Source organism: Pseudomonas pseudonitroreducens (genome assembly GCF_021603645.1).
In the GTDB taxonomy this organism is placed as follows: Bacteria; Pseudomonadota; Gammaproteobacteria; order Pseudomonadales; family Pseudomonadaceae; genus Pseudomonas; species Pseudomonas pseudonitroreducens.
Genome location: NZ_BQHJ01000006.1, coordinates 287893 through 313962 on the forward strand (window position 1 = coordinate 287893; position 26070 = coordinate 313962).

At 66.7% G+C, this 26070-nt stretch carries 27 protein-coding genes; 13 read left to right on the forward strand and 14 right to left on the reverse strand.

Annotated elements, in window-relative coordinates; translation table 11 throughout:
* Positions 1-49: 49 nt before the first annotated feature.
* Both L6D89_RS16720 and L6D89_RS16725 read right to left on the reverse strand, forming a co-directional pair.
* Positions 50-526 carry a LabA-like NYN domain-containing protein gene (locus L6D89_RS16720; RefSeq protein WP_236200549.1) on the reverse strand — a complete coding sequence of 159 codons (477 nt, stop codon included), beginning with the start codon at positions 524-526 and terminating at the stop codon, positions 50-52.
* A 77-nt stretch (positions 527-603) separates the two neighbouring features.
* On the reverse strand, positions 604-1350 hold the full coding sequence (locus L6D89_RS16725) for a DUF2076 domain-containing protein (protein ID WP_236200550.1): 747 nt from the start codon (positions 1348-1350) through the stop codon (positions 604-606).
* A 159-nt stretch (positions 1351-1509) separates the two neighbouring features.
* Here L6D89_RS16725 and L6D89_RS16730 point away from each other — a divergent pair, with 159 nt between their 5' ends.
* Positions 1510-2160: a YciC family protein gene (locus tag L6D89_RS16730; RefSeq protein WP_236172476.1), complete on the forward strand. Its 651-nt coding sequence runs from the start codon at positions 1510-1512 to the stop codon at positions 2158-2160.
* 88 nt (positions 2161-2248) lie between these two features.
* The gene (locus tag L6D89_RS16735; RefSeq protein ID WP_236172475.1) at positions 2249-2680 is read left to right on the forward strand and encodes a VOC family protein; all 432 of its coding nucleotides are present in this window, start codon (positions 2249-2251) and stop codon (positions 2678-2680) included.
* A gap of 198 nt (positions 2681-2878) precedes the next feature.
* On the opposite strand, the gene L6D89_RS16740 is transcribed toward L6D89_RS16735, so the two are convergent.
* Complete coding sequence (locus tag L6D89_RS16740; RefSeq protein ID WP_236200551.1) at positions 2879-3715, reverse strand: SDR family oxidoreductase; 837 nt, start codon at positions 3713-3715, stop codon at positions 2879-2881.
* Positions 3716-3868: 153 nt separating this feature from the next.
* Between L6D89_RS16740 and L6D89_RS16745 the strand changes: the two genes are divergently transcribed.
* Both L6D89_RS16745 and L6D89_RS16750 read left to right on the forward strand, forming a co-directional pair.
* Positions 3869-4951, forward strand: coding sequence for an endonuclease/exonuclease/phosphatase family protein (locus L6D89_RS16745; RefSeq protein ID WP_236200552.1), 1083 nt, complete (start codon positions 3869-3871; stop codon positions 4949-4951).
* Positions 4952-5056: 105 nt separating this feature from the next.
* Positions 5057-5821 (forward strand): substrate-binding periplasmic protein, encoded by a 765-nt coding sequence (locus L6D89_RS16750; protein WP_236200553.1) that lies wholly within the window; start codon positions 5057-5059, stop codon positions 5819-5821.
* Between the two features lie 460 nt (positions 5822-6281).
* Here L6D89_RS16750 and hrpB read toward each other — a convergent pair whose 3' ends face one another.
* A complete protein-coding gene (hrpB, locus tag L6D89_RS16755) occupies positions 6282-8813 on the reverse strand; it encodes an ATP-dependent helicase HrpB (RefSeq protein ID WP_236200554.1) in 2532 nt (843 codons plus the stop codon).
* Between the two features lie 192 nt (positions 8814-9005).
* Between hrpB and L6D89_RS16760 the strand changes: the two genes are divergently transcribed.
* The 3 genes from L6D89_RS16760 to L6D89_RS16770 are packed head-to-tail and all read left to right on the forward strand — an operon-like array spanning position 9006 to position 10832.
* Positions 9006-9422: a polyribonucleotide nucleotidyltransferase gene (locus L6D89_RS16760; RefSeq protein ID WP_236200555.1), complete on the forward strand. Its 417-nt coding sequence runs from the start codon at positions 9006-9008 to the stop codon at positions 9420-9422.
* Position 9423: 1 nt separating this feature from the next.
* Positions 9424-9936 carry a DinB family protein gene (locus L6D89_RS16765; RefSeq protein ID WP_236200556.1) on the forward strand — a complete coding sequence of 171 codons (513 nt, stop codon included), beginning with the start codon at positions 9424-9426 and terminating at the stop codon, positions 9934-9936.
* A complete protein-coding gene (locus L6D89_RS16770) occupies positions 9936-10832 on the forward strand; it encodes a cation diffusion facilitator family transporter (RefSeq protein WP_236172469.1) in 897 nt (298 codons plus the stop codon). The genes L6D89_RS16765 and L6D89_RS16770 overlap by 1 nt, the downstream gene beginning before the upstream one ends.
* Here L6D89_RS16770 and L6D89_RS16775 read toward each other — a convergent pair.
* Positions 10825-11937, reverse strand: coding sequence for a DUF6515 family protein (locus L6D89_RS16775; RefSeq protein WP_236200557.1), 1113 nt, complete (start codon positions 11935-11937; stop codon positions 10825-10827). The two genes, L6D89_RS16770 and L6D89_RS16775, sit on opposite strands and share 8 nt — an antisense overlap.
* A 439-nt stretch (positions 11938-12376) precedes the next feature.
* Between L6D89_RS16775 and L6D89_RS16780 the strand changes: the two genes are divergently transcribed.
* Positions 12377-12856 carry an Lrp/AsnC family transcriptional regulator gene (locus L6D89_RS16780; RefSeq protein WP_024763946.1) on the forward strand — a complete coding sequence of 160 codons (480 nt, stop codon included), beginning with the start codon at positions 12377-12379 and terminating at the stop codon, positions 12854-12856.
* 340 nt (positions 12857-13196) lie between these two features.
* The gene (locus L6D89_RS16785) at positions 13197-13400 is read left to right on the forward strand and encodes a DUF2788 domain-containing protein (RefSeq protein ID WP_015475469.1); all 204 of its coding nucleotides are present in this window, start codon (positions 13197-13199) and stop codon (positions 13398-13400) included.
* Between the two features lie 21 nt (positions 13401-13421).
* Here L6D89_RS16785 and L6D89_RS16790 read toward each other — a convergent pair whose 3' ends face one another.
* The gene (locus L6D89_RS16790; protein ID WP_236200638.1) at positions 13422-13988 is read right to left on the reverse strand and encodes a pseudouridine synthase; all 567 of its coding nucleotides are present in this window, start codon (positions 13986-13988) and stop codon (positions 13422-13424) included.
* Between the two features lie 150 nt (positions 13989-14138).
* Here L6D89_RS16790 and L6D89_RS16795 point away from each other — a divergent pair, with 150 nt between their 5' ends.
* On the forward strand, positions 14139-15191 hold the full coding sequence (locus L6D89_RS16795) for an MBL fold metallo-hydrolase (RefSeq protein ID WP_236200558.1): 1053 nt from the start codon (positions 14139-14141) through the stop codon (positions 15189-15191).
* Between the two features lie 219 nt (positions 15192-15410).
* On the opposite strand, the gene L6D89_RS16800 is transcribed toward L6D89_RS16795, so the two are convergent.
* From L6D89_RS16800 to amn, 3 genes are all read right to left on the reverse strand, one after another.
* The gene (locus L6D89_RS16800; RefSeq protein ID WP_054906798.1) at positions 15411-15974 is read right to left on the reverse strand and encodes a hypothetical protein; all 564 of its coding nucleotides are present in this window, start codon (positions 15972-15974) and stop codon (positions 15411-15413) included.
* A gap of 116 nt (positions 15975-16090) precedes the next feature.
* Entirely contained in the window at positions 16091-16867 is a 777-nt protein-coding gene (deoC, locus tag L6D89_RS16805; RefSeq protein ID WP_236200559.1) for a deoxyribose-phosphate aldolase, read from the reverse strand.
* Positions 16868-17051: 184 nt separating this feature from the next.
* Positions 17052-18527 (reverse strand): AMP nucleosidase, encoded by a 1476-nt coding sequence (gene amn / locus L6D89_RS16810; RefSeq protein WP_236172466.1) that lies wholly within the window; start codon positions 18525-18527, stop codon positions 17052-17054.
* 585 nt (positions 18528-19112) lie between these two features.
* Between amn and L6D89_RS16815 the strand changes: the two genes are divergently transcribed.
* The 3 genes from L6D89_RS16815 to L6D89_RS16825 all read left to right on the forward strand — a co-directional run bounded on the left by L6D89_RS16815 (position 19113) and on the right by L6D89_RS16825 (position 20343).
* Positions 19113-19559, forward strand: coding sequence for a BRO-N domain-containing protein (locus tag L6D89_RS16815; RefSeq protein WP_236200560.1), 447 nt, complete (start codon positions 19113-19115; stop codon positions 19557-19559).
* Positions 19560-19752: 193 nt separating this feature from the next.
* Entirely contained in the window at positions 19753-20031 is a 279-nt protein-coding gene (locus tag L6D89_RS16820; RefSeq protein WP_236200561.1) for a type II toxin-antitoxin system RelE/ParE family toxin, read from the forward strand.
* A gap of 12 nt (positions 20032-20043) precedes the next feature.
* On the forward strand, positions 20044-20343 hold the full coding sequence (locus L6D89_RS16825) for a HigA family addiction module antitoxin (RefSeq protein ID WP_236200562.1): 300 nt from the start codon (positions 20044-20046) through the stop codon (positions 20341-20343).
* A gap of 26 nt (positions 20344-20369) precedes the next feature.
* Here the strand turns inward: L6D89_RS16825 and L6D89_RS16830 are convergent, their stop codons facing one another.
* The 5 genes from L6D89_RS16830 to L6D89_RS16850 all read right to left on the reverse strand — a co-directional run bounded on the left by L6D89_RS16830 (position 20370) and on the right by L6D89_RS16850 (position 26049).
* On the reverse strand, positions 20370-22019 hold the full coding sequence (locus L6D89_RS16830; RefSeq protein WP_236200563.1) for an acyl-CoA dehydrogenase family protein: 1650 nt from the start codon (positions 22017-22019) through the stop codon (positions 20370-20372).
* Positions 22016-22699, reverse strand: coding sequence for a TetR/AcrR family transcriptional regulator (locus L6D89_RS16835; RefSeq protein WP_236200564.1), 684 nt, complete (start codon positions 22697-22699; stop codon positions 22016-22018). Before L6D89_RS16835 ends, L6D89_RS16830 begins: the two co-directional genes overlap by 4 nt.
* Before the next feature lie 121 nt (positions 22700-22820).
* Complete coding sequence (locus tag L6D89_RS16840) at positions 22821-24071, reverse strand: OprD family porin (RefSeq protein ID WP_236200565.1); 1251 nt, start codon at positions 24069-24071, stop codon at positions 22821-22823.
* Between the two features lie 64 nt (positions 24072-24135).
* Complete coding sequence (locus L6D89_RS16845; RefSeq protein ID WP_236200566.1) at positions 24136-25113, reverse strand: NADH:ubiquinone reductase; 978 nt, start codon at positions 25111-25113, stop codon at positions 24136-24138.
* 18 nt (positions 25114-25131) lie between these two features.
* On the reverse strand, positions 25132-26049 hold the full coding sequence (locus L6D89_RS16850) for an SDR family NAD(P)-dependent oxidoreductase (RefSeq protein ID WP_236200567.1): 918 nt from the start codon (positions 26047-26049) through the stop codon (positions 25132-25134).
* Positions 26050-26070: the final 21 nt, after the last annotated feature.

A 26070-nucleotide genomic window follows, 5' to 3' on the forward strand; every position in this document is an offset into this window, starting at 1 on the left:
GAGCGCTCGCAATACGAATTCGGAATGGGCGGCATTGTAGCCGCAAGGATCAGGAGCGCAGCAGCAGCCCGCCCTCGATGGGCACGTAGCGGCTGGCCGCGCGGATCAGCGCCTGGGCAGTGAGGCCCGGCACGCCGTAGGCGGTGGCATCGGTGCCGCCGGCGCGGACGCGCTCGAGCAGCAGGTCGAAATCGCCGTCACCGGAGGCCAGGACGATCTCGTCCACGTTCGGCGCAGCGTCGAGGATGTCGATGGTGATGCCCACGTCCCAGTCGCCCTTGGCCGAGCCATCGGCGCGCTGGATGTAGGGCTTGAGCTTCACGGTGAAGCCGAGCTTGCGCAGGATCTGCTGGAACTGCTGCTGCTTCGCATCACCCCGGTCGATGGCATAGGCGTAGGCCTGGACGATAGTGCCCTGGGCACTCAGCTCGGCCCACAGCGCGGCGTAGTTGAAGTGGCAGCCGTAGGCCTGACGCACGGTGTAGTAGAGGTTCTGCACGTCGGCGAACAGGGCGATGGTCTTCAACGGTGACTCCGGGACTCGAACAGCGGGGGCGCATTATCGGCAGTGCGCGCGGCCCCCGCCAGTCCCGGCGGGCGGGATCAGCTGAACATGTCGCCGTCGTCACCGCCGAAGAAGCCGGAATCGTCGCCGAAGCTGCCGCCGTCGTCGTAGTTGGCGTCACTGAAGTTGCTGTCGGCATAGCGGTCGCCGCCACCAAAGGAGTCGTCCGTCTGCGAGTCATCGAAGCTCGAAGGCTCCGGCTGCACCGGCTGTTCCTGGATCACTTCGACGATTTCCTGCGGCTGGTTGTGGTGGAACATGCTGGTCAGCAGGTCCGCCACCATCACCCCGCCAGCTACGCCCGCCGCAGTCTGCAGGGCGCCACGCAGGAAGCCGCCGCCCTGCGGTGCGGCCTGGGCCGGCTGGGCAGGCCTGAAGTCGTTCGGGTTGCTGGCGCCGGGATTGTTCGCGTAGGCCGCATTGCCGCCGGGTTGCGAGAAGCGCGTCTGGCCCCAGCCATCCGGGCGTTGCTGCGCTTGCGCCGGACGCTGCTCCTGGCTCTGCCCGCCGCCGAACAGCCCGGCAAGGAAACCGCCGCTGCTGGGGCGCTGCTCCTGCGCCCGCGCCTGCTGCGCTTCCAGTTCCTTGACGCGCTGGTCCAGGCGCTTGATAGCCGCTTCCTGGATCAGCATCGCCTGGGCCATGTAGTACGGCGCGGCAGGCTGCTGCACCAGGTGCCTGTTGATCTGCGCCTCGGCATCGGCGTCGCGCGGCGCGGTCTGCGCTTCGGCGTCGCGCAGGCGGGCGAACAGACCATCGATCAGGGATTGCTCTTCGGAATTCATGGCAGGCCTCGAGTGAGCGGGTGAATCAAAACGGATTGCTGTAGCGAAACATTGGATCGGGTCGGAAAAAAACAAGTTCCGGTCGCAGAATTCTCGCGCCTTCTATCTGAGGGTTTGCTTAAGTTAGAGTCGAAGCCCTCGGACAGTATCGGGTTACTGATGAATCCCCTTTCCATCCTTCGCGACACCTGGTTCTTCTTCTCCCGCCACCTCGGCATCCTGGTGCCACTGTGCCTGCCGTGGATCGTCATCGAGACGCTGGTGCAGCAGCAGATCAACGTCGCCGCCGGCCCGCAGAACATCGCCCCCTGGGGCATGGCCGCGGGCCTGGTGTTCTATCCGATCTACACCGCCAGCCTGATTCTCTACATGATCGACACCGGCGAAGGTGTGCAGCGCAGCGTGCGTGAACTGTGGAGCGCCGCGCTGCGCCTGTGGCCGGCCTTCGCCCTGCTCTCGGCGATCAGCTCGCTGCTGATCGTGATCGGCCTGTACCTGATGGTGCTGCCGGGCATCTTCGTGATGGTCAAGCTGGCCTTCGCCGAGTTTCTTCTGGTACAGCGCGGCCGCGCGCCCATCGATGCGATGCGCGAGAGCTTCAGCCTGACCACCGGGCATTTCTTCCTGCTGCTGATGACCTCCCTGGCCATCCTTGCACCGGTGTGGATCGCCGAGAACTGGATCGCCGAGGCCAGCCAGGACGCGCCGCTGCTCAGTGTCGCACTGCACTCGCTGAGCGGGTTCTTCCAGCTGCTGCTGACGGTGGCCGCCTACCGCATCTTCATCCTGCTCGGCCGCGAGGCCGCCTGAGCGGCAGCACGTCGCAACAAATACCCCGGCACGTCGCGGGCCGGGGTTCTACGCTGGAGTCTCCTTTCCCCGAGTATGGAGACTCGCCGTGAGCGACTTCCCGCCCAGCTGCCTTTCGCACATTTCCATCGGCACCAACGATTACCCGCGCGCCAAGGCGTTCTACGACGCCGTGCTGCCAACCCTGGGCTGCCGGCAGATCATGGAGCATCCCGGCGCGGTGGCCTATGGCCGCGAGTTCCCCGAATTCTGGCTGCAGACGCCTATCGACGGGCGCCCCGCCAGCGTCGGCAACGGCACGCACTTCGGCTTCATGGCCAATTCCCGCGCGGAAGTGGACGCGTTCTATCGCGCCGCGATAGCCGCCGGCGCCACCGACGAAGGCGCCCCCGGCCCACGCCCGCTGTATGGCGACCCTTACTACGGCTGCTTCATCCGCGACCTCGACGGGCACAAGATCGAGGCATCGTTCTGGGACATGGCCCTGGCCGGCGGTGGTTTCGACACGCACTCGCATTGAGCGCCGGAGCGGACTCCGTTCGTGATTGGCCTCGGCGCGAGGTGCAATCGATCGCGGACGAAGTCCGCTCCTACCCATCGATCAGCCACCGCGCTCCGGGCCGGCAACGAACCTGTAGGAGCGAGCTTGCTCGCGAACCCGCACCGCTCCGGCGTCGCCGATGAATCCGTTCGCGAGCAAGCTCGCTCCTGCGAAAAGCTAGTGCCCCGGCCTGAGCCCCGACATCTTCGGCACCAGCAGTTTCTCGAACAGCCGCGGGAAGTAGCGCGCCAGCAGGCGCGCCCGCCAGTTGACGTTGGACAGCACCAGCAATCGCCGACGGCGCACCGCGCCCTGGTAGATCGCTTCGGCGACGTCGCGTGGCGAGGCGACTTCCGCGCCCAATACCACCGCCGGCTGGCGGATCACCGAGCCGTCGCCGACCAGCGCGTTCTTGCGCAGGTCGGTGGCAGTGAAGCCCGGGCAGGCCAGGGTGATGGCTACACCGGTGCCGCCCAGCTCCATGCGCAACGTGTCGAACAGGCCGTGCAGCGCATGCTTGCTGGCGTTATAGGCGCTGCGATAGAGCAGCGGGGCGAAGCCGGTCAGCGAGCTGAGCACGACGATCTGCCCGTGCCGCGCCAGCAGGCTGGGCAAAGCCGCCTGGGTGCAATGCAGCGCGCCATAGAAATTCACCGCCATCACCCGCCGGAACACCGCCAGCTCGGTCTCGATGAACAGGCTGCGGTGGGTAATCCCGGCGTTGTTCACCAATACGTCGATGCCGCCGAAGCGCTCGACCGCCAGCGCCACCGCGCGCTCCACGGCCTCCGCATCGGCGATGTCGCAGCGCAGGCCGAGTGCTTCGACATTCAGGTGTTCGCGCAGGTGCTGCACCAGACTGTCCAGCGCAGCCTGGTCAAGGTCGAGGATCACCGGGTGCGCGCCGGCCTGGGCGAAGCGCAACACCAGGGCGCGACCGATGCCGGAACAGCCGCCACTGACCAGCACCACCTTGTGCCGATAAGCGGAGTGGGAAAAGCGTGTGCGGGGCATGGCGATCTCCCAAAGCCCGCAGGGCGCGAGTGCAGCGTCTTGCGAACTACATCTCACAAGGTTTCAGGATAATTCCCACAAGGAACGCAGAGATGAAATACAAAGCCACAGCCACTATCCTCTGGCCCCAACAAGCATAGCCCCTGGTCACCCATGAGCCTCTCGCTTCGCCGTCGCGCCCTGTTCCTGCTGTTCATCGCCCTGCTGCTCGCCATCACCGCCGCGGCCTGGCTGCTGGCCTGGCATCCGCCCGGGCGCGAAACGGTCGCCGCGCAGTGCCGCGCGCCCGCGCCGCAACTGCAGCCGGGCCAGGCACTCAAGGTGATGACCTGGAACGTCCAGTACCTGGCCGGCAAACGCTACATTTTCTGGGACGACCTGCCGGACACCACCGGCCCCGACGACAGCCCCAGTCCCGAGGACATCGCCTACAGCCTCGACGAAGTGGTGCGGGTGATTCGCGATGAAGCGCCGGACATCGTCCTGCTCCAGGAAGTGGACGACGGCGCCGCCGCCACCGGCAAGCAGGACCAGCAGGCGCTGATCGGCGACCGCCTGAGCGACCTCTATCCCTGCTCGATGGCTGCCTTCGACTGGAAGGCGCGCTTCGACCCCAATCCCCACGTGTTCGGCAGCGCCGGGCGCAAGCTGGTGACCTTCAGCCGCTTCCAGATCAGCCACGGCGAGCGCATTGCCCTGCCACAGCGCTCATCCATCCCGCTGCTACGTCTGTTCGCCCCGCAACCGGCGCTGCTGCAGAGCGACCTGCCGATTCGCGGCGGCGGCCAGCTCAGCGTGATCAACACGCGCCTGGAACGGCCCAACGGCGACGACACCCCGCAGCGCCAGGTGGAAGCCGTCGAAGCCCAGTTGAGCACCCTGCAGGCCGCCGGTCGGCCGTGGCTGCTGGGCGGCGACCTCGGCCTGCTGCCCCTGGGCCAGTACCCGTACCTGCCGGAAGTCCTGCGTGCGCCCTACCGCGCCAACAGCGAGCTGAACCTGCTGGCGGCGCGCTTCCCGGTTGTCCCGGCGGTGGAGGAGTCCAGTGGCGCGGCCCAGGCGGACTGGTACACCCACTTCCCCAACGACCCGCGCGTGCACCAGCCCGACCGCACCCTCGACTACCTGTTCCACAGCCCCAGCCTGAGCCGCCTGGACGCCGCCGTGCGCAGCCACGACACCCTGCGCATCTCCAACCACCTGCCGCTTTCCGCGCGCTTCCTGCTGCCCCACTGAGCATTGCGGCACATCGCCACTGGCGGCAACTGGACAACCGCGGCACTGCGGTCGCATGCTCGGCTCGCTTCGAACAAAAACGATAACGAGCACACCAGGCCATCCATGCATTTGAGCCGTCTCGCCGGGCTGATCATCGCCCTCTTCTGCCTCAACGCCAGCGCCGTCGACAGGCCCACGCTGGCCGACCGCCTACCGCATCCGCTACCCGCGCTGACCGTCGGCTACTACGAATTCCCGCCCTACACCTACACCGCCGCGGACGGCAGCACCCGCGGCAGCGGCGCTGAAATGGTCCGGCGCATCCTGCTCAAGGCCGGCTACCGCGCCGACTTCCGCCCACTGCCCAGCGCCCGCCTGTACCTCGGCCTGCAGGACGGCAGCGTGCAACTCTGGGCCGGCGCACCGGGCAAGCAGGAACTGGCGGGCAGCACCCTGGAGTGCGAGCGCGTGCTCGGCCATGTCGAGCTGAATCTCTACCGCAGGCCCGCGCAGCCGTCGCCGAAAGTCCCCGAGGGCCTGACCGGCAGCCGGGTCATCCTGATCAGCGGCTACAGCTACTGGCGACCGATCACCGACCTGCTCGCCGACCCGAAGCTGAAACTGGAACTGCACCGCACCAGCACCCATACCGCCGCCCTGCAGATGCTCGAGCGTGGCCGTGGCGACTACCTGATCGACTACCAGACTCCGGTGGAACAGGCACGCCGGGAGCTGAACATGGCACCGCTGGCCTTCGACAACCTGTACAGCGTGCCGACCAAGCTGATCGTCTCCCGCCATGCGCCCGGCGCCGAAGCGCTGCGCGCACAGCTGGACCACGCCTACGACGAATTGCAGGCGGCGGGTTACGAGATGAAATTGCCCTGAATCTTGAAAACGGCACGCCTGCAGGAGCGGACTCCGTCCGCGATCGACTCCCCGCCCCCCCCGATATCACGGATGACCTGTAGGAGCGAGCTTGCTCGCGAACAACCTTCGCCCCAACACCACCGCGGAATCCGTTCGCGAGCAAGCTCGCTCCTACAAAAAAGCCGTTCTGTGGAGCTTGAACCCTGGGTGGGAGCAACTGTCTTCTTCAGGTCAGTCCGTGCCGGTGATTCCCCCTCACCCCAGCCCTCTCCCTTGGGGAGAGGGGGCAGATTGTGTCGGCTGAGGCCATGGTCTCATCCTGCGCCGAACGGTTCTCTATCCCTCTGGGCGGGGCGCGCAGCCAGGGTTAGGGTGAGGACGCCCCCTGCGCCGAGGTTATCCCGTAGGAGCGGACTCCGTCCGCGATCGACTCCCCGCCACTCCCCGATATCACGGATGACCTGTAGCAGCGCCATCCTTAGCTCTTGCGCGGCTTCGCCCGCGCCGTGGGCTCGGCGATCAGCGGGTCGTCCGGCCAGTAGTGCTTCGGGTAGCGCCCCTTCAGGTCCTTCTTCACCTCGGCGTAGGTGCTACGCCAGAAGTTGGCCAGGTCCTGGGTCACCTGCACCGGCCGCTGCGCCGGAGAGAGCAGGTGCAACTTCACCGCCACACGCCCCTGGCCAATGCGCGGCGTATCGGCCAGACCGAACAGCTCCTGCAGGCGTACCGCGAGCACCGGCGGGAACTCGCTGTAATCCAGGCGAATGTTCGAGCCCGAAGGCACCTGCAACGTGCGCGGCGCCAGTTCGTCCAGGCGTTGCGGCAATGGCCAGGGCAGCAGCGCATGGAGAATCCCACTCAACTCCAGGTTGCCGAAATGCGAGAGTCGCGACACCTTGCCCAGATACGGCAACAGCCAGTCTTCCAGCGAATCCAGCAGCGCGGCATCGCTGACGTCCGGCCACTCGCTCTCGCCCTTGCCATCCAGATCGAGCCGCCGTAACAAGGCGATGCGCGCTTGCCACTGCCGCAGCTCCGGCGTCCACGGCAACAACTCCAGGCCCTTGCGGCGCACCAGCCCCAGCAAAGCGCGGCTGCGGGCTTCGGCGTCGAGATTGGGTAGCGCATCGGTGGACAGCACCAGCTCGCCGACCTTGCGCTGGCGCTCGGCGCGCAACACGCCTTCACGCTCGTCCCACTCCAGCTCGTCGTGGACGCTGACCTGTTCGGCGAGAGTCGACTCGAACAGCGCCGGCTCCAGCGCCGCCGCCAGGTAGATGCGCTCCTCGCGCTGGCCCTGGCGGCTGCCGAGATCGGCGATCACCAGCCAGGCTTCCTTCATCAGCGCATCCGGCTCACCGAACAGCGCGGCGCGGCCGTTGGCCAGGCGGTACTCGCCGCCACCGGCGCGGCGCTGGCGGGCGATGCGGTCCGGATAGGCGAAGGCCAGCAGGCCGCCGAGCCAGCGCGGATGTTCCGGGTCGGCCACCGGTTCACGGGCGGGCCCCCGCAGGTAGCCCTTGAACTGCCGCGCCAACTGGCGAACCCGTTGCACTGCCCCACGGCTCGCGCGCTGGCCGCTCTGCTCGCCGGCCAGTAAAGCGATGCGGTGATGCAGGTCGGCGTCGTTGCCGCGCAGGATGTCGCGCTCGCCCAGCAGTGCGGCCAGATCACAGGCCAATTGTCCCAGTCCCAAGGCGTGACCGCGCAGCAGCAGGTGGGCGATTCGCGGGTGCGCCGGCACCTCGGCCATCGCCTGACCGTGGGGTGTCAGTGCCCCCCCGCCGCTGCGCGAGGCCAGCGCGCCGAGACGCTCCAGCAGGTCCTGGGCCTGTGCATAAGCGGCAGCAGGCGGCAGGTCGAGCCAGGCCAGATCCTGCGGGGCAACACCCCAGCGCGCCAGTTGCAGCGCAAGACCGGCGAGATCGGCCTGGAGGATTTCCGCCGCGCCGTAAGCCGGCAGTTGCTCGTGCTGCGCCTCGGACCACAGGCGATAACAGGCGCCCGGCTCCAGGCGTCCGGCACGGCCGGCGCGCTGGGTAGCAGAGGCACGGGAGATGCGCTGGGTGTCCAGGCGGGTCATGCCGCTGCCCGGATCGAAGCGCGGCACCCGCGCCAGCCCCGCGTCCACCACGACACGCACGCCGTCGATGGTCAGGCTGGTCTCGGCGATGTTGGTCGCCAGCACCACCTTGCGCTTACCGGCCGGCGCGGGCTCGATGGCGGCGCGCTGGGCATCGAGGTCGAGTTCGCCATGCAAGGGGCAGATGAGGATATCGGCGCGGCCGGTCAGCGCCTCGCTCAGTTGATCGGCAACGCGACGAATCTCCGCCTGCCCGGGCAGGAACACCAGCAGGCTGCCCGGCTCGTCGGCCAGCGCCTGCTGCACCGTCTGCACCACGCGCGGCTCGATGAACTCGCCAGCCTGCCACGGCCGGCCCCAACGGATATCCACCGGGAACATGCGGCCCTCGCTGCGCACCACCGGGGCGTCGTCCAGCAGCGCGGACAGGCGCTCTCCCTCCAGTGTGGCGGACATCACCAGCACCTTCAGCGGTGGCTCATCGCGCAGCAGCGCGCGGCCGTTGAGGGTCAGCGCCAGCGCCAGGTCGGCGTCCAGCGAGCGTTCATGGAATTCGTCGAAGATCACCAGGCCGATGCCTTCCAGCGCCGGGTCGTCCTGCAGGCGGCGGGCGAGGATGCCCTCGGTGACCACCTCGATGCGCGTCTTCGGGCCGACCCTGCTGTCCAGGCGGATGCGGTAGCCGACGGTCTCGCCGACCTTCTCGCCCAGTTCGCTGGCCAGCCGCTCAGCCGCGGCACGGGCGGCCAGGCGGCGCGGTTCCAGCATCAGGATCGACTGCCCGGCCAGCCACACTTCGTCCAGCAGCGCCAGCGGCCCGCGAGTGGTCTTGCCCGCGCCGGGCGGCGCTTCCAGCACCACCTCGTGGCGCGCGGCCAGGGCCTGGCGCAGCTCGGGGAGAACGCTGTCGATGGGTAGGGCGATCATGCCGGCTCCTGGAACTCGAGTGTCATAAGGCGGTAACCCGGCTTGCGCGGGGGGCGGCGATTATAGCGGGCGAACCAGGCTGCCAACTCGGCAGTCATAGAAGCAACCAGAACGCTGACTAGTGCGAAACTGCCAGCAGCTGTTCAGGACTCGTTGTTATAGTTGTCCGCATCATCCTCCCGGAGGTTTTCCATGCGTCTTGCCACCCGTGTGTCCTGCGCCGTTCTGAGCGCCGCCCTGTTCAGCCAGCTGACCGCCTGCGGCACCCTGTTCTATCCCGACCGTCGCGGCCAGATCGACGGCCGCATCGACCCGGCCATCGTCGCCTTCGACGCCATCGGCCTGTTGTTCTACATCATCCCGGGGCTGATCGCCTTCGGCGTAGACTTCGCCACCGGCGCGATCTACCTGCCCGATGCGAAGTACTCCGTCGCGCCGGAAAAGCTCAAGGATGCCGTGGGTGAAGACGGCAGCGTGGACAAGGCTAAACTCAAGGCGATCCTCGAGCGTGAAACCGGCCGCAGCCTGCCCCTGGACGACCCGCGTCTGATCCAGCGCAGCGGTGGCCTCCAACAACTCGCCAGCCTGGGCCTGCGCCCGGAGGCCTGATATGCACGGCGCTCTCGCTTCACACCTGCAGCAACTCCTGGCGTACCACCAGTGGGCCTACGAACGCATCCTGGAGGCTGTCGCGCCCCTGGATGAAGAGGCCTATCGCGCGCCGCGCGGGCTGTTCTTCGGCAGCCTGCACGGCACCCTCAACCACCTAGCGGTGGTCGATCGCATCTGGTTCGCCCGTGTGCAGCGCGAGCCCTGGCAGTTCGAACGGCTCGACGCCGAGGCCGCGCCCGATCGCGCCGGCCTCGCAGACTTCCTCAATGACGGTGTCGGCGCCTGGCGCCTGTGGCTGAGCAAGCAGAGCGACGCCACCCTCGGCACCCAGCTGGACTACCGCAACATGGCCGGGCAGGAACACCGCCAGAGCCTGGCGAACATCGTCCAGCACCTGGTCAACCACGGCACCCACCACCGCGGTCAGATGAGTGCGGCGATCACCGCGCTGGGCCACAAGGCGCCGCTGCTGGACTACATCTACTTCCTGCCCAACCGCCTGGACACCTGATGCTCAAGCACGCCAGCCACGCCCACCTCATGCGGCTGGCGACCTTTGCGTCGCTCGGCGTCGCCAGCACCCTGATCGTCGCCAAGGCCATCGCCTGGTGGCTCAGCGGCTCGGTCAGCCTGCTCGCCGGCCTCACCGATTCGCTGCTCGACGGCGCCGCCTCCTTCCTCAACCTGCTGGCGGTGCACTACGCCATCCGCCCGGCGGACGACGACCACCGCTACGGCCACGGCAAGGCGGAATCGCTGTCCGGTTTGGCTCAGGCACTGTTCATTGCGGTCAGCGCCGTGCTGGTCGGTGCGCAGGCCATCGACCGCCTGCAACACCCGGAACCGGTGGAAGCCGCCGGCTGGGGCATCGCCGTGATGATCCTGTCCCTGGCACTCACCGCCGGCCTGCTGATGGTGCAGGGCTATGTGGTGAAGATCACCGGCTCCAACGCCATTCGCGCCGACTCCCTGCACTACCGCTCCGACCTGCTGCTCAACAGCAGCATCCTGGTCGCCCTGCTGCTGGCGAACTTCGGCTGGCAGCAGATGGACGCCATCTTCGGCCTGGGCATCGCCTTCTACATCCTCTGGAGTTCGTTCCAGATCGCCCGCGAATCCGTCGCCGTGCTGATGGACGAGGAACTGCCCCCGGACGTCAGCACGCGCATGCTCGAACTGGTAAAGGAAGTGCCCGGCGTGCTGGGCGCGCATGACCTGCGCACACGGATTTCCGGCACGCACTGGTTCGTCCAGCTGCATCTGGAACTGCCCGGCGAGCTGTCATTGTCGAAGGCCCATCACCTGTGCGACGAGGCGGTGCTGGCGATCCACAAGGAATTCCCGCGGGCCGAGGTGCTGGTGCACGCCGACCCGCAGGAAGTGGTGGGCAAAGAGACGATCAGTTGACGCTGTAGCCGCGGCCACTCAGGCAGGCGCCCAGCGCGCGGCGGTAGTTGTCGGCGACGTCGGCCGGCGGCGCGTAGCTCGCCGAGGCCGGGTCGAAGCCGCTCTGCTGCACCGCCCAGCCATGACACTCGTAGCGATCGCGGGCCTGCTGGTCCGGCCCTTGGTTGTACAGCGGGTAGGCGATCACGTCATAGCCGGTCTGCGCCACGGCCACCGGTTGCTGCTGGGGCGGTGCCACGACTTCGTAGTCCTGCGAGCTGGCTTGCCACAGGTAGTAGGTGCCGGCAGCCAGGAAGTAGCCGATGCTGCCGACCCACACCTGCTCGGAGTAGGACGGCAGATAGCGCACGCGCACCCCGTAGGGCGGCGTCACTACCACGTAGCGCGAGCCGTAGGGGCGGTACCAGTAGCCGTCGTTGAAGTAGTAGTCATTGCCACGATAAGGCACGCGGTAGTGCCCGCTCGGCATGGCATTCACCACATAGCCTGGCCGCCAGTAGGACGGATGTGGGCCCCAGTTGCCGTGGGGCGGCGGCCGCCCCTGCCAGTTGCCGGATGGTGGGCGCACTTCATGGGAACCGAACTTGCCCGCGTTGTCGTTATTGGCGGGCGGACGGTTCTGCCATTGGCTGTCGCCATAGCCCGGCGGGCGGCCCTGACCACCCTGCCACTGATTGCCGTTATTGCCATTCTGGCCCGGAGGGCGGCCGTGCCACTGGCCATTGTCATGGCCGTTGCCGTTTGGCGGATGCCCTTGCCATTGGCCGTTGTTGCTACCGCCATTGCCCGGTGGGCGCCCCTGCCATTGGCCATTGTTGCCGCCGCCAGGAGGTCGGCCCTGCCACTGGCCATTGTTGCCACCGCTGGGCGGACGCCCCTGCCAGCCACCGCCAGAACCACTCGGGACTTCGTGGGAGCCGAACTTGCCACCGCCAGCGTTGCCCGAACCGCCGGAAGGACGTCCCTGACCACTGCCCTGGCTCGGCGGCTGGCCCTGGCCGCCCTGCGTATCCGCGCCGCCAAAACCGGCAGCCGTGGCGGTCTGCACAGCCAGCGCCAGCGAAAGCACAGCGAAGGAGGCGAACCGCCCGATGCCCGACTTCATGAATTCCTCACTTCGGCGACGGCCGAAAACAGTGATGTGACAATGCCATAGACCACGGCGCAACGCCCGCATTGCAAGGTGTTGGGTAAAGTCAGGGTAAAGATGGGGACAAATCGCGGGCAAGAAAAAAGGGAGGCTCGTCAGCCTCCCTTTGTGGAATCTCGTCCTGCTCGTCGCTGTTGGCGCCGGCTCACCTCGCTCCGCCTTCTGGGCAGTGCGTAGCCCGGTGGCCGGCGCGATCCTGTGGGTTCGGCGGGCCGCGAAGCGCCTGATTGGGCGGATCGCAGGGGACGTAATGTCCGGGCTGTGAATCTGGAAGAAATAGTACGGCGACAGAGCAAGGAAATGATTGCTAAGATTGCTCACACAGGCACCACCTGAGCAACAAACAGCTAAAAATTACGCCAAAAGCGCAATTCAATTAAAATCCGAGGCTTTCATGGACAAGCTGGACCGCTACGACCTGCGAATTCTTGCCGAACTGCAACGCGATGCGCGCATCTCCAACCAGGAACTGGCCGAACGCATCGGCCTGTCCCCCTCTCCTTGCTCGCGGCGGGTCAAGCAGCTCGAGGACGACGGCTACATCGTCCGTCAGGTCGCCCTGCTGGACAGCAAGAAACTCGGCCTGAGCCTTACCGCCTTCGTGCTGATCGGCATGGACCGGCACACCCCGGAGCGCTTCGAGCACTTCCAGCAGATCATCGGCAAGTGTCCCGAAGTGCTGGAATGCAGCCTGGTGACCGGGATGGACGCAGACTACCAGCTCAAGGTGATGGTGCCGGACATGGAGCACTATCAGCACTTCCTGCTCGGCACGGTCACGCGCATCGAGGGCGTTACCAGCGTGCGGTCGAGCTTCGTGCTGCGCAACGTGCTGGCGAGCACCGAATTGCCGCTGGATCACCTGCGCGTCTGATCAGTTTTTTGTGGGAGCGAGCTTGCTCGCGAACCGCCAAGCATCAGTCTGTCAGGCGAGCTCTGTTCGCGAGCAAGCTCGCTCCTACAACTTGCACCGCCCCTGCGACACAGCAGCGCACCCTGTCTCCCGCCGAACGAAATCGATACCGGAAATTTCCCCGCCAGCCGGGCTGCGGCGGGAATTTTCGCGGCATTGCGTCCGTCGCGCAGGAGGAACTGGTCAATTTATGAACGGCTCTGAACGACAAAGCGTCGCATGCGTATAATGCGCGCCTTCTCCACCACCACCCTCAGTCCCGGCGCCCCACGAGACACGTCCGTACCGGGCAGGAGCAGCAATGAACGAAAGTTTCGAAGACTGGATGATGTATGGCCTGGTGACCGGCCTGATCCTGTTCATGGCCTTCATCGTCTGGGACCTCGCGAAGAAGTCCAAGGCCGGCCGCATGGGCACCATGGTGCTGTTCTTCGCACTGGGCCTGGGCGTACTCGGTTTCCTGATCAAGTCGGTGGTCGTCGCCGGACTCGAAGGCGGCTTCTGAAGCACGTCCCCGCCCCGATGATCACAGCTCGGGGCTGACTTCCCGCCACTCTCCCGGCTGCAGTCCGTCCAACTGCCACGGCCCGATGCGCACGCGCACCAGGCGCAGCGTGGGCAGGCCGACCGCCGCCGTCATCCGCCGCACCTGGCGGTTGCGTCCCTCGCGGATCACCAGTTCCAGCCAGGCCGTGGGCACCGACTTGCGGAAACGCACCGGCGGGTCGCGCTCCCACAGCTGTGGCTCATCCAGGCGCCGCGCCTCGGCCGGCAGGGTCGGGCCGTCGTTGAGCTGCACGCCCTTGCGCAACTGCTCGAGCTGCTCGTCGCTCGGTTCGCCTTCCACCTGCACCCAATACGTCTTCGGCAGCTTGTGCCTGGGATCGGCGATGCGCGCCTGCAGGCGGCCGTCGTTGGTCAGCAGCAACAGGCCTTCGCTGTCGCGGTCCAGGCGCCCGGCCGGATAGACGCCCGGCACATCGACAAAATCCTTCAGCGTTGCGCGACCGTCGCTGTCGTTGAACTGCGTCAGCACGTCGAACGGCTTGTTCAGCAGGATCAGCCTGGGTTGCGCCGGCGGCGCCTTGGCCACGCGGCGGGGCGCGGGACGGGCGGCAGGACGGCGATTGGCGGGGCGCGGAGGACGAGGCATGGCGAAAAGACTGGTAACCGAGGTTGGGGTACGGCGAATGCCCGGCATGCTAGGTTGTGCCGAGTACTCATCGCAAGAGCAGGCACAAGCATGCCCATGAGCCACCCCACCTGGCTGATCACCTTGCAGAACCTCAGCGGTCGCCTCGGCGCCCGCTATCGCGGCCCGCAGTCGGCGCACTTCGACGGCACGCGCTTCCATAATCTCGACCGCCAACCGCACAACGGCCTGCGCGCCTTCCTCAAATGGCAGCGTGAGCGCGGCCGCCAGCAGGAATGGATCACCCAGCCCGGCCCCGACGCCCGTCCGGAGACACCAGCGCGCGTCGCAGGCGACGAGCTGCGCGTCACCTACATCAACCACGCCACCCTGCTGATTCAGCACCGCGGCCTGAACATCCTCACCGACCCGCTCTGGTGCGAGCGCACCAGCCCGTTCAGCTTCGTCGGCCCCAAGCGCGTACATCCGCCGGGTCTGGCGCTGGACGAGTTGCCGCCGATCAACCTGATCCTGGTCAGCCACAACCATTACGACCATCTGGATATCCACAGCCTGCGCGAGCTGGCCCGGCGCTTCCCGTCGGCGAAGGTGGTGACCGGCCTGGGCAATGGCGAGCTGATCCGCGCCTGCGGCTTCACTGACATCGCCGAGCTGGACTGGTGGCAGAGCCTGCCGATGCCCGAGGGCATGCTGCTCACTGGCGTGCCGGCGCAGCACTGGTCGGCGCGTTCGCGGCGCGATACCAACCGTACGCTGTGGATGGGCTTCGTGCTGGAGTCGCCGGACGGCCCGCTGCTGCTCCCCGGCGATACCGGGCTGGGCGAAGAGTTCGGTCTGATGCATGAACGCTTCGGCCCCATGCGCTTCGCCGCCCTGCCGATTGGCGCCTATGAGCCGCGCTGGTTCATGCGCCACCACCACATGAACCCGGACGACGCCGTGCAGGCGCACCAGCATCTCGACTCGCAGTGCAGCATGGCGATCCACTTCGGTACCTTCCGCCTGAGCGATGAAGGGCAGTTCACGCCGCTCAGCGACCTGGCCAAGGCCCTTGAGCAGCACGGCGTGGCCGCAGAGCGTTTCCGCGCGCCCAAGCCCGGCGAGCAGTGGCTCGTGCCACCGATGCCGGATGCTTCCCTCTAGGAGCGAATGTGCTCGCGAACGTGCTTTCCGGCGGCGGCAGTGCTGGGCGGTTCGCGAGCGAGCTCGCTCCTACAGAAAGCCGGGCGTAAGGCCCCTGCAAAAGCGCACGGCGGTTGTCTCTGGGTAGGAGCGGACTTCGTCCGCGATTGGCGTCAGGCCAACACCGGTCCATCGACAACACCCGGTTCGCGAGCCAGCTCCCTCCTGCGAAGAGCAGTCTCAGTTCTCCCGCACCCGCTTGCTGCAGCAATTGCGATAGCGCTTGCCGCTGTTGCATGGGCACGGCTTGTCGCCGCGGCCGCCCAGTTCCAGCCAGCTTTCCAGCCGTTGGCGCATGGATTCGCGGACTTCCCGGCGCTCGTCATCCATCTGCGGTTTGCTCAACTCGCGGCTGAGCCAGAGGTAATCCTCCAGCAGCTCGTCACGCTCCAGCGCATGCAGTTGTTCGGCGAGCGGCACGCCTTCGTAGCGACGCTTCGGGTCGGGCAGGAAGGCGATGGCTTCGCCACCCGGCAGCACATTCCACAGGCGGCCCTGGGCATCGCGCCAGCAGGCGCTGAAGCGGGCGCGCAGGGCCAGCCCCGGCCACTCTTCCAGGCACCAGCCGTCTACCCGCTCACCGCCCAGCCCCTCCACCGCCTTGCCCACCGAGAACCAGGGTTCGCCGGCGATGCTGTCCGGCAGCGGCAGCGGTGCGGCGACTTCGGGCGTGCCGTTTTCCACCAGGCGGCGGGCGAAGCGGCGCAAGGGGTTGGTCAGGTGCGAGGGGGCGCGAAACGGCATGCAATCACCAGCGGAAGAGGTCGGCGAAAGTCCGACCGGAAGGACGCGCCACGATTCCCCATGGCGCGGGAGGCGAGCATTCTAGGCTCGCCTCGGGCTGCGTCAACGCGGGCGATTCAGTAGCTGCGCGTGGAAATCGGCTTGGCCTGCGTGCCCAACTCGCGCAGCAGGTCGTCAAGCAGCGATGAAGCCCCGAAGCGCAGGTGCTCCGGAGTGATCCAGCCGGCGCCGAAACGCTCCTCCACCAGCGCCCGGTAGAGCTGCGCATCGGCCAGCGTGCGCAGGCCGCCGGACACCTTGAGCCCTACCTTGCCGCCCTCCTCCTCGATGGTTTCGAGCATCACCCGCACCGCCTCGGGCGTGGCGTTCACCGCCACCTTGCCGGTGCTGGTCTTGAGGAAGTCGGCGCCACCGGCGATAGCTTCGCGGCAGGCCGTGCGGATCAGCTGCGAATCGGCCAGCTCGCCGGTTTCCAGGATCACCTTGAGTCGGTGGTACGGTCCGCACAGCGTCTTGCAGGTACGGATCAGCTCCACTGCAGCGGTTGCCTCGCCGGCCTTGAGCTTGCGCCAGGGGTAGACCAGGTCGATCTCGTCGGCGCCCTCGGCGAGGGTCTTGCGCACCTCCTCCACCACCTCCGCCAACGGCGCAGTGCCGGCGGGGAAGTTGCACACGCTGGCGACCTTCACGCCGCGTCCGCCCAAGGTGTTGAGCGTGCGCCGGGCTACATGCACCAGCTTCGGCCAGACGCACACCGCCGCCACCTCGCCATACGGCGTCAGCGCGCGGCGGCAGAGCTCCACGGTGCTTTGCAGGTCATCGCCGGCATTCAGCGAGGTCAGGTCCAGCAGGGCGAGCACGCGGCCCGCCGGGGTCTTGCGAGGATCGGTCATCGGCAACACTCTCCATCGGCTTTCTTCAGACGGCCTGCACCGTAGGGCGCATAACCTGGAACAGGTTATCCGCCGCAACCGCCACGGCGGATAACGCTGGCGCGTTATGCGCCCTACGCGGCTTCCTTGATGCAGCCGGGGCAATCACCATCGCCCCGGCAGCCGCGCCGCGCCCTGTCGCAGGTCAGCGGAACGGCGGCTCGTCAAAGCTGCGCAGCTTGCGCGAGTGCAGCGAGTTGAGCTGGGTGCGCAGCAGATCGACGGCGGCGATGCCGATGGACAGGTGCTGGCTCACCGCGCGCTGGTAGAACGCGGTGGCCGCGCCGGGCAGCTTGATCTCGCTGTGCAGCGGCTTGTCCGATACACACAACAGCGTGCCGTAGGGCACCCGCAGACGGTAACCCTGCGCGGCGATGGTGCCGCTTTCCATGTCCACCGCGATCGCCCGCGCCAGGTTGATCAGCGGACGTTCCTGGGCCCAGTGCAGCTCCCAGTTGCGGTCGTCGTAGGTGAGCACGGTGCCGGTGCGCAGGCGGCGCTTGAGCTGGTCGCCGCGCTCGCCGGTGACCACCGCCGCGGCTTCCTGCAGCGCCAGTTGCACTTCCGCCAGCGCCGGGATCGGGATGTGCGGCGGCAGTACGCGGTCGAGAATGCCGTCGCGACGCATGTAGGCGTGGGCCAGCACGTAGTCGCCGATGGTCTGCGATTGGCGCAGGCCGCCACAGTGGCCGACCATCAGCCAGCAGTGCGGGCGCAGCACGGCGAGGTGGTCGGTGATGTTTTTCGCGTTGGACGGGCCGACGCCGATGTTCACCAGGGTCACACCGTCGCCATCTTCGGCGATCAGGTGGTAGGCCGGCATCTGGAAGCGATGCCACTCGACGCTGGCGACAATGGCGTTGGCCTCGCCGGCATCGAGGCCGCGCTCGATGATCACGTTGCCCGGCAGCACCATGCGCACGAAGCGCGGGTCATCGCGCAGGCGCTCCAGGCCCAGGTGGATGAACTGGTCGACGTAGCGGTGGTAGTTGGTCAGCAGGATCCACGGCTGCACATGGCGCCAGTCGCTGCCGGTGTAGTGCACCATGCGGCGCAGGGAAAAGTCGGTGCGCGCGGCGTCGAACAGCGCCAGCGGCATCGGGTCGGCGTTCTCCCATTCGTACAGACCATCCGCAACGCCGTCGGACGTCGCCGACAGATCAGTGCTGGGGAACACCCGCGCCAGCTCGGCGGCGGTCACCCCGGAACCGCCCAGCTCGTCACCGCTCTCCACCACGTAGGGGTAAGGAATGTTCTGCTGGCTGACACCGACTTCCACACGCACGGTGAAGTCTTCCATCAGCGGGCGCAGTTGCTCGAGCAGGTATTTGCGGAAGGCCTTGGGTTGAGTGATGGTCACCGCGTAGGTGCCGGGCACCTGGACCTTGGCGTAGGCGCGGGTGGTGGAGGGCACTTCGCCCTGGCACAGGTAGGTCACCCGCAGCAGCGGGTAGCGGAATTGTTCGCGCTGCTGCGCGTCGGGGACTTCGCGGTCCTTCAGGTACCGCTTGAGCGCCTGGTTCAGGGCGCCGGTGGCGCGCTCGTGGAGCACGGCCAGTCGATCGACGGCCTCTTCGGCGGTCTGCGCGACGAAGAACTCGTCGCCAGTCGTAAGACTCATGGTGGGCATCCTGTCTGAACGATCAGCTCCATCTTGCCTGCTTCCGTCACAGAAAGGGATGACAGATTCCGAACCGGCAGGACGAGCGGAAGGGTTGAAGAAAGCCTATGACAGAATCCGCGACCGCGAGTGCGGATGACAGCCGAAAGGAATCGACGGCATTCCATTTTCGTATATCGCTTGTCAGGTCGTCCCAAGCTGCTGGAAGCGTCTTGTTTATCAAGGTGCCGCCGCTAGATTGGCCGCGCTGCGGTCAATCCCGCAGCCGGGTTTGACGGCCTGATGGTTTGGGCACTTATGCGTCTAGCAATGCACGTGAAGATGATGCCCATCTTTGCAAGCCGTTCTGCGTCTGCAACTCAAGCAGTCACGCTCAATGGCAGATCGCGCAGGGAGATTCATTCATTGAATGGGTCTGCCGGTTCGTCCAAACGCCGGTCCGTCAACCCCGCGCGGTCTGCCACCCTTCGATTGACGGCGGAGGGCAGCAGGTACCTTCACTTTGTTTGGGCTGCTACCTCTATGAATCAAGAAGCTCTCAATGCAACTGTATTTATCCGCCACCAGCGCCCGCTCCGGGCCCTGATGCTGGAAAACCAACCCTGGTTCGCCGCCAGCGATCTGGGCGGCCTGATGGGCTGCCCGGCGGAGCACTTCACCGTACATCGCCTCGACGCCGACCTGAAGCGCCGGGAGCGGCTGCAGACCCACAATGGCGAGCAGGACACCTGGCTGGTCTGCGAAGCCGGCTTCTTCAATCTCCTGTCCCGCTACCGCCACCCGGAAAACCGCAGCCTGCGGCAGTGGATCACCCAGGAAGTCATCCCCGCCCTGCGCGGCCCCACCCTCCCCGTCCAGCCCCCACGCCGCTCCCTGCTGCGCTGGGAAAGCCGCGACATCGCGCTGCTGGAATGGAACGACCAGCTCTGGGTGCGCTACAGCGACGTGCCGCAGCTCCTGCAGCCCAAAACCGCTACCGCACCACGCTCCGGCTGGTGGCGCTCCTTGCGCTGGCGCCTGACGCCCCCGTAGGGCGCATAACCTGGAACAGGTTATCCGCCGGAATCTCCACGGCGGATAACGCTGGCGCGTTATTCGCCCTACGAAACCAGGTACACACCGTCGGCACGAAGCCCGAAACCATGTCACAACGTCTTTCCAACGACACCTTAACGCAAAGCATATTACGCATTGCGTTATACGCTAGCCGTGATAACGTTCAACCATGATCACGTCGTTTGCCTGCAAGCACACGCAAGCGCTGTTCGAAGGAGCCTGTCCGAAAGCATTCCGATCCTTTCAGGCGCAGGCGGAACGGAAGCTGCAAATGCTGGACGCAGCGGCGACGCTGGACTTTCTCAAGTCGCCACCGGGCAATCGCCTGGAGCTGCTGAAGGGTAACAGGGCTGGCCAGCACAGCATCCGTATCAACGGGCAATGGCGAATCTGCTTTCGCTGGGTCGATGGCAACGTGCACGACGTTGAGATAGTGGACTACCACTGAAGGTAAACAGACATGACGCAAAATCGCATGCGCCCGGTTCACCCGGGCGAAATCCTCCGGGAGGAATATCTGGCACCGCTGGAAATGTCGGCCAACGCCTTGGCTACAGCCCTGCGGGTTCCCGCCACGCGAATCCACGAGATCGTCAACGAACGCCGCAGCATTACGGCAGACACCGCATTGCGCCTGGCACGCTACTTCGGAGGGGACGCTCAGTCCTGGGTCAACCTGCAGACAGCCTTCGATCTGCGCGTCGCAGAGTTGGAATCAGGGCAGCAGATCATCGACGAGGTCAAGCCGAGGGCGGCATAGCACCGCCCTGAGCCTATCGCTCAACCTCACGCCAGGTGCGGCGTCGCCCGCGCCACCAGCGCTTCCACATCCACCCCGCGCGGCAGGGTGCCGTAGACGCGGCCGCCGTCGTCCAGGCGGCTGGCGATGAACGCGTCGGAGACTACCGAGTTGCCCGCTTCCAGCAGCAGCTTGGCCTGCAGGGCGACAGCGACGTTCTCGGTGAGCTGGCGGGCGCGGTACTGGATGTCCTGGGTATCGGCGAAGGACGCCTTGAGGTTGCCGATGAACGAGGCCAGGCGCGCATCGCCATGGCCGTCGCCGAGTTCGGCGAACAGGGCATCGAGCACGCCCGGCTCCTTGGACAGGGCGCGCAGCACGTCCAGGCACTGCACGTTGCCCGAGCCTTCCCAGGTGGAGTTGACCGGCGCCTCGCGGTATAGGCGCGGGAGAATGGTGTCCTCGACGTAGCCGGCGCCGCCCAGGCATTCGGCGGCCTCGTTGATCATTGCGGGGGCGCGCTTGCAGATCCAGTACTTGCCCACGGCGGTGACCAGGCGGGCGAATTTGTCTTCCTGTTCGTCATGCAGGTGGTCCAGGGCGCGGCCCATGCGCATGGTCAGGGCCAGCGCGGCTTCGCTTTCCAGGGCGAGGTCGGCCAGCACGTTCTGCATCAGCGGCTGCTCGGCCAGTACGCGACCGCCGACCTGGCGGTAGGCGCAGTGGTGCGCGGCCTGGGTCAGCGCCTGGCGCATCAGCGAGCTGGAACCGATCATGCAGTCGAAGCGGGTCATGGCGACCATCTCGATGATGGTCGGCACGCCGCGGCCTTCCTCGCCGACCATCCAGGCCAGCGCGCCACGGTATTCCACTTCGCTGGAGGCGTTGGACCAGTTGCCCAGCTTGTTCTTCAGGCGTTGGATGTAGAACTCGTTGCGGCTGCCGTCCGGGCGGTGGCGCGGCAGCAGGAAGCAGGTCAGGCCCTTGTCGGTGTAGGCCAGGGTGAGGAAGGCGTCGCACATCGGCGCCGAGCAGAACCACTTGTGGCCGACCAGCTCGTAGGCCTGGCCCGGGCCGGGCATGCCCACCGGATAGGCGCGGGTGGTGTTGGCACGCACGTCGGTGCCGCCCTGCTTCTCGGTCATGGCCATGCCGATGGTGGCGCCGGCCTTCTGCTCGATGGGCAGGTTGCGCGGATCGTACTCGGTGGAGAGGATTTTCGGCAGCCACTTCTCGGCGATATCCGCTTGCAGGCGGATGGCCGGCACGCTGGCGAAGGTCATGGTCAGCGGGCAGCCGGTGCCAGCTTCGGCCTGGCTGTGCAGGTAGCTGAGGCCGGCGCGGGCGACCTGGGCACCGGCGCGCGGGTCGGTCCAGGGCATGGACGGGATGCCGGCCTCGATGGAGGCGCGCATCAGCTCGTGGTAGGCCGGGTGGAATTCGATCAGGTCGACGCGATGGCCGTAGCGGTCATGGGACTTGAACACCGGTTTGTTCTCGTTGGCCAGGAAGCCCGCTGCCATCAGCGGCCCGCCCGCCAGCGCGCCGTAGGCGTCGAGTTTCTGCTCGGCGAAGCCACCGCCGTAGCGGCGCACCCACTCCTGCAGCGGTACGTCGACGCGATAGAGGTTGGCGCCATCCAGCGGCGGCACCTGGTTGGTCACTTCGTGGGTTTCGGCGTACTGGTGCGGGATCATGGCTGGTCCTCCATCACAGGCGTGGGCCTGGCAGTTTTTGGCAAAGCAGCAGGGAACGCACCGACGGCGCGCAGGCAGAAGTTCACGAGGGCGTCGCTGACGTCCTCCAGGGAAACCTTGGATTCGCCGGCATCCCGCGCGGCGCGGGCTGGCGGCGAGAGCGGGCCGATCAGCGCCTCGGCAATCGCGCCGACCAGGCAGGCGGCGGTCAGTTGCACCGGCTGGGGCTGGAATTCGCCGGCGGCGATGCCCTGCTCCAGCAGGGTGACGAACAGGGCGGCGTAGGCTTCGCGGTAGACCAGGCGCTGCTCGTCCACCTCAGGGTCGACCGGTTCGGCGATCAGCGCAAAGGCCAGCTGACGACTGCCCCAGGCACGGGCGGCGAACTGGTGCAGGCCGCGGCTCAGGCGCTCGGCGGCGCTGCCCGAGTCGTTCAGCAGCGCGCCCAGCGCATCGACCTCGCGCTGGCTGGCGCGGGCGAAGACTTCGGCGGCCAGTTCGCCCTTGCCGCTGAAATGCCGATAGAGGCTGCCAGTGGCGATACCGGCGGCGTCCGCCAGGCTCTGCATGGTCAGCGCGGCGAAGCCGCCGTCGACGACCCGCGCCAACGCCAGCTCGAGAATGCGCTCGCGCAGTTCGCCGTCCTTTTGCAGCCGGGCCTGGGTTTGCCGGTATGCCATGGTCTGAATCCTGATTCACTGCATTGAAAGCAGTGAATCATGGTTCAGACTTTGTCTGAAAGGGACATTCCCGCCACGGGCGGGGCGATTCTGGCCAAACCGCCACCGCCCGTAACGACTATTACCAGAGCGGCATCTGGTAGCTGACGATGACCCGCGTTTCGTCGATGTCGTTGCCGAAATCGCTGCGGAAGGCGCCGTTGCGCACCTTGAAGCCGAGGTTCTTCAGCGGGCCGTTCTGCACCACGTAGCCGATGTCGGTGTCGCGCTCCCACTCCTTGCCGCGCCCCTGGCCGTTCAGCAGGTCGATGTGGTCGCCTTGCAGGTAACGGGTCATGAAGGTCAGGCCGGGCAGGCCGAGGCCGGCGAAGTCGTAGTCGTAGCGCGCCTGCCAGGAGCGCTCGTCCTTGTTGGCGAAGTCGCCGATCTGCACGAAGTTGGTCAGGTACGGGTCGGTGCCGGACAGGTAGGCGAAACCGGTGTCGCCGGACATGCGCTGGTAGCCCACGCCGAAGCCGCTGCCACCGATGCGGTAGGTGAACAGTGCGTTGAGCGCGCGGTTGTCGACATTGCTGCCGCCGTCGTCGGTGGAGCGCGCCCAGCGGATGTCGGACTTGAGCGACTGCCCCTCGGTGATGGGTAGCGTATGCACCAGACTCAGGTAGTGCTGGCGGTAGAAGTTCTCCAGGCCGCCGTAGTGGTAGCTGGTGCTGAGGTTGTCGGTCCAGCGGTAGGTGCCGCCGGCGAGGTTGAAGCGGTCGCTGCTGGTGTGGCTGCCGAGCACGATGTTGCGCTTGTTGCCACGGGTCATCGACAGGTCTTCGTCGTTGCTCGAGTCGCGCTGCTTCACCTGGCGCAGCTGGCCGAGTTGCGCGGTCAGGCCGTCGATCTCGTTGATCTCGGCGAGGCCACCCTGGAAGGTCTGCGGGTGCAGGCGGGTGTCGTTGTACTGCACCACCGGCAGCTTCGGCAGCAGCGTGCCGACCTTCAGGGTGCTTTTCGAGGCGCGCAGCTTGGCGGTCACGCCCAGGTCGCTGTAATCGTCGGCGGCGCGCTTGTCGCTGGCCGAATACGGCAGCAGGCCGGAGCCGGTGCGATCCGGGCTGGAGTCCAGCTTGATGCCCAGCAGGCCGAGCGCGTCCACGCCCACGCCGACCGTGCCCTCGGTGTAGCCGGACTCGAAGCGCAGCAGGAATCCCTGCGCCCACTCCTCGGATTTCGACTGCGCGGCACCGCTCTGGCGGTAGTCGCGGTTGAAGTAGAAATTGCGCAGTTCCAGGTTGGCCTTGCTGTCCGCGATGAAGTCCGCGTGGGCGAACAGGGGCAGGCAGGCGAAGCTCGATACGAGCGCCCGTACGGGAAGATTTTTCATTGTTGTTGTCTCTTCGTCAGGTGAGATGAAGGCGGCGCCGCTCCTGAAGGCGCCGCACTCGGGATCAATCGGCGAGCAAGCCCTCCAGTCGTTTGCGGATCAGGCCCTGCGCCTGCTCGACGATGCCGCGCAGCAGTTCCTCGCAGGTCGGTTCGTCATCGATCAGGCCCTGGACCATGCCGGCGGACCAGATGCCCAGGTCGGTGTCGCCCTGCTCGTAGACCGTGCGCCCGCGCAGGCCGCTGACCAGCGTGGCGATGTCGGCGTAGGTGGCATTGCCACGCGCCTCGATGGCCAGCACTTCCTGGCTGATGGCGTTGCGCGCAACCCGCGCGCTGTTGCGCAGCGAACGCATGATCACGTCGGTGGAGCGCTCGTCGGCGGCGCGGATGGCCGCCTTGACCTGCGGGTGGATCGGGCATTCGCGGGTGCTGAGGAAGCGCGTGCCCATGTTGATCGCATCGGCCCCCAGCGCCAGCGCCGCCACCAGCCCTCGGCCGTCGGCGAAACCACCGGAGGCGATGATCGGCACTCGCAGCCGGTTGGCTGCGACGGGCAGCAATACCAGGCCGGGAATGTCGTCCTCGCCCGGATGGCCGGCGCACTCGAAGCCGTCGATGGACACCGCATCGACTCCCAGTTGCTCGGCCTTCAGCGCATGGCGCACGGCGGTGCACTTGTGGATCACCTTGACCCCGTGCTGGCGGAATTCGGCGATGTGCTCGCCGGGATTGTTCCCGGCGGTTTCGACCACGCCGATGCCACTCTCGATGATCACCGCGCGGTACTCGGCGTAGGGAATCGGCTTCTGCGTCGGCAGCAGCGTCAGGTTGACGCCGAAGGGCTGGTCGGTGAGCTCGCGGCAGCGCGCGATCTCGTCGGCCAGCGCCTGCGGCGTCGGCTGGGTCAGCGCCGAGAGCGTTGCCAGGCCACCGGCATTGGCCACTGCCGCAGCCATCTCGGCGCGCCCCACCCACTGCATGCCGCCCTGCATGATCGGGTGTTCGACGCCGAAGGTTTCAGTGAATCGGGTCTTGAACATGGGCCTGCCTCCGAAGTGTCAGATCGGGTCCCAGGAGAACACGTCCGGGCTGCGCGCCAGGTCCATGAAGCTGCCACGCAGCGCCGGCATGCCGTGCTCGGCGATGCTTTGCGGGGTCCAGCCGTTGTCGCTGTGCACGCTGCGCAGCGGGCGGCTCTGGCTCATGAGGAAGATCTCGTGATTACGCGCGGCGAACACCTGGCCGTTGACCGCGCTGGCGGCATCGGAGGCCAGGTACACGGCCAGCGGCGCATTCTTGTCCGGGGTCATGCGCTGCAGGTTTTCCACCCGCGCTTTCTGCTCCGGCGTCTCGGCCGGGATGGAGTCGGTCATGCGGCTCCAGGCGAAGGGCGCGATGCAGTTGGAGCGTACGTTGTAGCGCTGCATGTCGAGGGCGATGGATTTGCTCAGGGCGACGATGCCCAGCTTGGCCGCCGAGTAGTTGGCCTGGCCGAAGTTGCCGATCAGCCCCGAGGTGCTGGTCATGTGCACGAAGGCGCCGCTGTTCTGCGCGCGGAAGTGCTCGGCGGCGGCGCGGCTGACGAAGAAGCTGCCGTTGAGGTGCACGTTGATCACCGATAGCCAGTCCTCGGCGCTCATCTTGTGGAAGATGGTGTCGCGCAGGATGCCGGCGTTGTTCACCACGATGTCCACGCGGCCGAAGGCGTCGACGGCGCTGGAGACGATGCGCCGGGCGCTGTCCCAGTCCGACACGCTGTCGGTATTGATCGCGCCGTCGCCGCCGCGCTGACGGATCAGCCCGAGGGTTTCCTCGGCCGGGGACGCCGAGCCGCCCTCGCCCTGCAGGGACACGCCGATATCGTTGATCAGTACCCGCGCGCCGCTGTCGGCCAGGGCCAGGGCGATCTCGCGGCCAATGCCGCCACCGGCGCCGGTGACGATCGCTACCTTGCCTTCGTTGAGTCGTTGGGTCATTGCTCGTTCCTTACTTCAATT

Coding starts and splice junctions, on each gene's coding strand:
- L6D89_RS16800 (WP_054906798.1), bottom strand. CDS start 15,974: ATGCCGTTTCGCGCCCCCTCGCACCTGACCAACCCCTTGCGCCGCTTC.
- L6D89_RS16830 (WP_236200563.1), bottom strand. CDS start 22,019: ATGATCCCGCACCAGTACGCCGAAACCCACGAAGTGACCAACCAGGTG.
- L6D89_RS16845 (WP_236200566.1), bottom strand. CDS start 25,113: ATGTTCAAGACCCGATTCACTGAAACCTTCGGCGTCGAACACCCGATC.
- L6D89_RS16850 (WP_236200567.1), bottom strand. CDS start 26,049: ATGACCCAACGACTCAACGAAGGCAAGGTAGCGATCGTCACCGGCGCC.
- L6D89_RS16825 (WP_236200562.1), top strand. CDS start 20,044: ATGACGCAAAATCGCATGCGCCCGGTTCACCCGGGCGAAATCCTCCGG.
- deoC (WP_236200559.1), bottom strand. CDS start 16,867: ATGACCGATCCTCGCAAGACCCCGGCGGGCCGCGTGCTCGCCCTGCTG.
- L6D89_RS16760 (WP_236200555.1), top strand. CDS start 9,006: ATGCGTCTTGCCACCCGTGTGTCCTGCGCCGTTCTGAGCGCCGCCCTG.
- L6D89_RS16780 (WP_024763946.1), top strand. CDS start 12,377: ATGGACAAGCTGGACCGCTACGACCTGCGAATTCTTGCCGAACTGCAA.
- L6D89_RS16745 (WP_236200552.1), top strand. CDS start 3,869: ATGAGCCTCTCGCTTCGCCGTCGCGCCCTGTTCCTGCTGTTCATCGCC.
- L6D89_RS16740 (WP_236200551.1), bottom strand. CDS start 3,715: ATGCCCCGCACACGCTTTTCCCACTCCGCTTATCGGCACAAGGTGGTG.
- L6D89_RS16835 (WP_236200564.1), bottom strand. CDS start 22,699: ATGGCATACCGGCAAACCCAGGCCCGGCTGCAAAAGGACGGCGAACTG.
- L6D89_RS16750 (WP_236200553.1), top strand. CDS start 5,057: ATGCATTTGAGCCGTCTCGCCGGGCTGATCATCGCCCTCTTCTGCCTC.
- L6D89_RS16770 (WP_236172469.1), top strand. CDS start 9,936: ATGCTCAAGCACGCCAGCCACGCCCACCTCATGCGGCTGGCGACCTTT.
- L6D89_RS16815 (WP_236200560.1), top strand. CDS start 19,113: ATGCTGGAAAACCAACCCTGGTTCGCCGCCAGCGATCTGGGCGGCCTG.
- L6D89_RS16730 (WP_236172476.1), top strand. CDS start 1,510: ATGAATCCCCTTTCCATCCTTCGCGACACCTGGTTCTTCTTCTCCCGC.
- L6D89_RS16795 (WP_236200558.1), top strand. CDS start 14,139: ATGCCCATGAGCCACCCCACCTGGCTGATCACCTTGCAGAACCTCAGC.
- amn (WP_236172466.1), bottom strand. CDS start 18,527: ATGAGTCTTACGACTGGCGACGAGTTCTTCGTCGCGCAGACCGCCGAA.
- L6D89_RS16765 (WP_236200556.1), top strand. CDS start 9,424: ATGCACGGCGCTCTCGCTTCACACCTGCAGCAACTCCTGGCGTACCAC.
- L6D89_RS16840 (WP_236200565.1), bottom strand. CDS start 24,071: ATGAAAAATCTTCCCGTACGGGCGCTCGTATCGAGCTTCGCCTGCCTG.
- hrpB (WP_236200554.1), bottom strand. CDS start 8,813: ATGATCGCCCTACCCATCGACAGCGTTCTCCCCGAGCTGCGCCAGGCC.
- L6D89_RS16725 (WP_236200550.1), bottom strand. CDS start 1,350: ATGAATTCCGAAGAGCAATCCCTGATCGATGGTCTGTTCGCCCGCCTG.
- L6D89_RS16785 (WP_015475469.1), top strand. CDS start 13,197: ATGAACGAAAGTTTCGAAGACTGGATGATGTATGGCCTGGTGACCGGC.
- L6D89_RS16820 (WP_236200561.1), top strand. CDS start 19,753: ATGATCACGTCGTTTGCCTGCAAGCACACGCAAGCGCTGTTCGAAGGA.
- L6D89_RS16775 (WP_236200557.1), bottom strand. CDS start 11,937: ATGAAGTCGGGCATCGGGCGGTTCGCCTCCTTCGCTGTGCTTTCGCTG.